Origin of the sequence: Williamwhitmania taraxaci (genome assembly GCF_900096565.1) — a bacterium.
Taxonomy (GTDB): Bacteria; Bacteroidota; Bacteroidia; order Bacteroidales; family Williamwhitmaniaceae; genus Williamwhitmania; species Williamwhitmania taraxaci.
Genome location: NZ_FMYP01000126.1, coordinates 1 through 4566, shown reverse-complemented (window position 1 = coordinate 4566; position 4566 = coordinate 1). Strand labels below are relative to the sequence as shown.

Annotated in this window: 5 protein-coding genes; 2 read left to right on the top strand and 3 right to left on the bottom strand. The window is 35.1% G+C overall.

The genetic code is table 11. The annotated features are described in order from the left end of the window. The coding region (locus BLS65_RS17200; protein WP_139180983.1) for a T9SS type A sorting domain-containing protein at nucleotides 1–538 on the top strand (538 nt) is incomplete at its 5' end. Between the two features lie 42 nt (nucleotides 539–580). Here BLS65_RS17200 and BLS65_RS17195 read toward each other — a convergent pair. Genes BLS65_RS17195 through BLS65_RS17185 form a run of 3 tightly spaced genes read right to left on the bottom strand, consistent with a single transcriptional unit; the run spans nucleotide 581 to nucleotide 4285 of the window. Beyond that, nucleotides 581–1714 (bottom strand): glycosyltransferase family 4 protein, encoded by a 1134-nt coding sequence (locus BLS65_RS17195; RefSeq protein WP_092441026.1) that lies wholly within the window; start codon nucleotides 1712–1714, stop codon nucleotides 581–583. After that, nucleotides 1707–2834: a glycosyltransferase family 4 protein gene (locus tag BLS65_RS17190; RefSeq protein WP_092441025.1), complete on the bottom strand. Its 1128-nt coding sequence runs from the start codon at nucleotides 2832–2834 to the stop codon at nucleotides 1707–1709. The genes BLS65_RS17195 and BLS65_RS17190 overlap by 8 nt, the downstream gene beginning before the upstream one ends. Next, nucleotides 2834–4285, bottom strand: coding sequence for a lipopolysaccharide biosynthesis protein (locus BLS65_RS17185; protein ID WP_092441024.1), 1452 nt, complete (start codon nucleotides 4283–4285; stop codon nucleotides 2834–2836). Before BLS65_RS17185 ends, BLS65_RS17190 begins: the two co-directional genes overlap by 1 nt. A gap of 44 nt (nucleotides 4286–4329) precedes the next feature. Between BLS65_RS17185 and BLS65_RS17180 the strand changes: the two genes are divergently transcribed. Beyond that, the gene (locus BLS65_RS17180; protein ID WP_092441023.1) at nucleotides 4330–4527 is read left to right on the top strand and encodes a hypothetical protein; all 198 of its coding nucleotides are present in this window, start codon (nucleotides 4330–4332) and stop codon (nucleotides 4525–4527) included. Nucleotides 4528–4566 lie beyond the last annotated feature (39 nt).

Sequence of the window (4566 nt, the reverse complement as noted above, 5' to 3'; positions counted from 1 at the left end):
CACAAACACGGCAGACTACACCGATGGATGGTACGATACCTTTAAGTATACCGCAAATTACAGCGGTAAGCTGGTAGCCTCTAGCTGCGGACAAACTACCGAGAGCACCTACCTACAGGTTAGCGGTGGATGCAATGGCCCTACGCTGGGAACTTCCGACGACGAGTTTAGCGGGCAAAGCCGAGTAGCAATAGACGTTATTGCTGGCAGCACCTACTACTTCACTTGGCGATGCAAGTCGAGCCACACCACCTTCCCATGGACACTTTCATTCACTAAAGTAATTAAGAAAGTTGAGGAGAACTCTATATTAGTTACTCCAAACCCTACCAACGGTCAATTTTCAATTTCACTTATGACATATGAATTTCAACCGACCGAAGTGATAGTGATTGGATTAAATGGGAATATTATATATTCATCTAGGTGGGAATCTGGAATCACCCAAAACGTCACACTTCATGCTGCTCCAGGTATTTATTCGATAATAATCAAGGGGAAAGGAGAAACCCTTACTAAAAAGTTGATTATTCAATAAAAAAATGGCGGGCTTAAATTAGCCCGCCATTTTTCCTTTTTATCATGAATATTCTTTGGAGTATAGTTGCAATACACTATTAATAAAATGCTGATTACTGAATTTTTTTGAACCATCAGCAATTATCTCATTACTAAAATCTTTAGAAGTAATGATAATTAGTGCTTCAATCCATGCATCAACTGAATTTTCGCAAAGAACTCCATTGTCTTTGTTAATTAATGAAGGTAAAGCGCCAACATTTGATGCTATCACAGGAATACCACAAGTTAGTGCCTCAGCAACAACAATTGAAAAAGTTTCAATTTCGGATGCATGCATAAAATAATCTGAGTTTCGAAGAGTATCACCAATCTTTGATTTGGTAAGATATCCATGCTTAATTATTTCTAAGTTGGATGGCAAATCATCATAACAAATAGAACTAACCTGTTCTCCTTCGCCTACAACATTTAAAATAATATGTTCCGTTCTGGATTTAGCAAACTCGTTAATTGACTTAAGGATTAAATCTAAACGTTTAGGTAATTGCCAAGAAGCAATGCAACAAAAAGAGATACAACCTTCAATTCTGTTATCTTGCCTATCTTTTGGGTAGAAAAATTTAGATGAAACGATATTGGGAACAATGTCAACCTTAGCGTTTGGAGCAATACTCAAAACCGTATCCTTTAACCACTCTGACACACAAATTACATGTTCTGCAGAATGATAGGTATTTACAATTTTTTGCCTCCAGAATGGGTTTGACGCTAAATTTTTTACTTTCGACCAATGCTCAGAAATAAAAAATCGTGCATTAACTTTTTTCGAAATAGCTGCACCTACTATGCCACAAGGAAACACTACATTAGAATGGACAATATCAACATTTTGGTGAAGGCTTATCCGTTTTATTTCCCGCCAAACAATGAATGTACTTATTGCGGGTAATTGGTAAATCACTTTCCATAGTGCAGAACTTATCGTAATACGAAGTTTTTTCCCTTGTTCAAAATCAGAGATATCTGAAGTGATTTTTAGCAATTTATTCTTGCTATTCACGATATTAACCACAACAAATACAAAGTTAATATTTGATGTAGCAAGGTAGAATGCTTGTTCGTGAATAAATACTCCCTTCCCAGGATTTGCTTGGGTAGGATTCCAAAAAGATAAAAACAATATCCTATTCATTGAGGATTGAATTAATCATATTCTCCCATAAGGGGACGATTTGAGTGGTGCTAAATCTTTGGATATTATTTTTTGCCTTTTTCCCCATTTGTTTTCTTAGTGTATCATCTTCAACTAGTTTGATTATTTTGGCTACAAATTGCTCATTATCGTTATTGGTGATCAAGAAGCCGTCTTCGTTATCTTTAATAATTTGTCGTGGACCAGAAGGACAGTCAAATGCGACAATCGGTATTCCGTGCTCCATCGCTTCAAGTAAAACCATGGGAAGCCCCTCAAAGTGCGATGTCATAATAAAGATTGAAGCGTTTCTATAGTAGCTCTCTATTTCAAGCGTAGCAGGTTCAATTATGATGTAGTCCTCGAGCTGCTTGAATCGAACTATTTGCATGATAGACTCCTTTAAAGGACCATCGCCAATTATTTTCAACTTCCAAGTTGGTTTAACCTGCACTACAGAAAACCAAATATCAACCATTCGCTCAAATCCTTTTTCTGGAACAAATCGGCCAATCGCTATTGCTATTGGCTGGTCAAGAGCATTGCATTCATCAACTTTAATTGGAATAGCATTGGGTATTACCCATGATCTTTTAATCTTACTTTTAAAGTAAGCATTATATTTACATCTGTTCTCCTCTGTTAGTAAGAGAACGCTGTGCCCGAATTTAACACCCAAAACTCTTGCCCACTTAGAAAGACGATCATGATTAATAGTATTATCTAAGTCACCATGTTCGCACACTACCTCTTTTATACCCGATAAACCTATTGATGCTGCTTCATAGTAAATCGAAGGATTAATAGCTACAGAAAAAACAATCACTGGCTTTATCTTCTTTAGCAATCGGCGAAGCCCTATTATCACTGGAAAATAATCGATTAAATACTTCTCGATAGGAAAGAAAATATACTTTGATGTAGGCTTGTTATTAATGCTATAGAATTGTATTTCTTTGTCGAGAGGGAAAAATGTTTTTTGATTGCTTGCAAACAGCGAAATCACAGCAATGCTATATCCTTTTCTTGATAGATGGTTAATTATGTTGAAAGTTGTTCTTTCCGCACCTCCTGCTATTGTAGCATCGATAAATAGAAACGTCAATAAAGGCTTACTCATCACTTATTGCTTTTGTTTGATTTATAAAGGTTAAGGAGTTTACTTTTGTAAGATAAATATACGATAATAACAACCGTAACAAAAAGTAACGACTGAGTTATGGTATTGTTGTTATTATTCACAATAGCGATGCTTGTTGCTGCAGATATTATAAACACAAATAGTGTGGGTAAAATGAACGATTTCATACTAAATGAGAATGAAAAAAACACTTTGCTATATTTCAGAAGAAATGGAATCTGAGAAATTTTTGCAATAATTGTTGCAACTGCAGCTCCTTTTATCCCCCAAAAATAAATCATAGGAACAGCAGTGAGAATATAGAATCCAGTAGAAAAAAAGAAAACAGACAAAAGCCGAGACGTTTTCTGGTAGAAATAATATGGAATTAATAAGACATTAGTAAATACTTTCACTAAGTATCCTGCAGATATAATGCAAATAAGCGAATAGGATGCAAATAAGTCGCTATTATGAATAAAAACAGGAATTATTAGCGGTAATACTAGTGCTGAGCCTGTAATTGCGATCATTACAAGTGCATTTATACTAGCAAACATATTGTTCACTTTACTATGAAATTCTTCTGGTGATTTATTGAGAGCCTCGTACGCAGTTGGGTTAACAGAATAGGTAATTGCATTAATAAGAAGATCTAGAATCATTGTAGCCTTAATTGCAAAGTCAAAAACAGCCATATCGTTGGCTGTCAGAAAATGTAATATGATATATCGGTCAATATTTCCAACTACCCATGCTAGTATAAAGTACACGACTAATGGACTGCAAAAGGCCCATATCTCCTTTAATTCTATACTTATTTTATATATTATACCATACCAAGATTTTAGTTTTATTATAGCATAAATAGTAATTATAGTGGTTGCGAGAAGCCTCCCAACAATTGGGCCAATTAGTGTATTGGGAAATATATACATCCCTCCAATGGTCAGCGCAACAATAAGAACGAAATAAATAAGATTTGTCCAAAAAAATGATGTTGGATTCTTCTTATTAATATACAAACTTGTTAGAATTTTAAATGGAGAGCTTATTATGCCAGTAAGGGTTGCCAAATAAGCATAGGTGCTTGTTTGCCCTTCCTTTAGAATGAATACAGATTTGAAAAACAGGGGTCCAATTATGCTCCAAAAAACAATAGACACCAAGATAACGTAAAAAGAGAACCCAATGAGATTCGAAATCTTAGTTCGTTGAAGTGCGGCGTTGTTTGAATACTTATGGAAAACAACTCCGACCCAGGAATCTAAGCCAAATGTTGTAAGGACTTGTACCAGCAAAGTGAACCCAATATATAGCGATAATCTACCGTAATCAGCTGTTGAGAGGAAGTTTGTGAAAAATGGTAGAAGTAATAATGATGACGCTACAGGTAAAGTTCCTATTATTGTGTATGTAATTGTAGACCTCAGTGTCTTTATTCCCGACATTATAATATATTTGCTTTGTGCAAAATTAATTATTTTTTACTCATATGGCTGATTTGCTGAACCAACATCTTTTCGGAACAATGTTTTCTGAGGGATTTACAATGATTATTAAATCTGACAATCTTTTCGAATCGAAGTTTGATTACGTCAAAAGGGAGTTGGCCGGAAAAAACGTAATTCATGTTGGATGTGTAGATCATATTGGTCTTATTCAAGATAAAATAACACTACTGTCCGACTAAACTCTAAATATTCATTTATTGCCTCTGCATCCCAATAAA

What these genes read in the sequence shown, in the direction of transcription:
- BLS65_RS17195 (WP_092441026.1), bottom strand. Translation starts at nt 1,714, where the DNA reads ATGAATAGGATATTGTTTTTATCTTTTTGGAATCCTACCCAAGCAAAT.
- BLS65_RS17190 (WP_092441025.1), bottom strand. Translation starts at nt 2,834, where the DNA reads ATGAGTAAGCCTTTATTGACGTTTCTATTTATCGATGCTACAATAGCA.
- BLS65_RS17185 (WP_092441024.1), bottom strand. Translation starts at nt 4,285, where the DNA reads ATGTCGGGAATAAAGACACTGAGGTCTACAATTACATACACAATAATA.
- BLS65_RS17180 (WP_092441023.1), top strand. Translation starts at nt 4,330, where the DNA reads ATGGCTGATTTGCTGAACCAACATCTTTTCGGAACAATGTTTTCTGAG.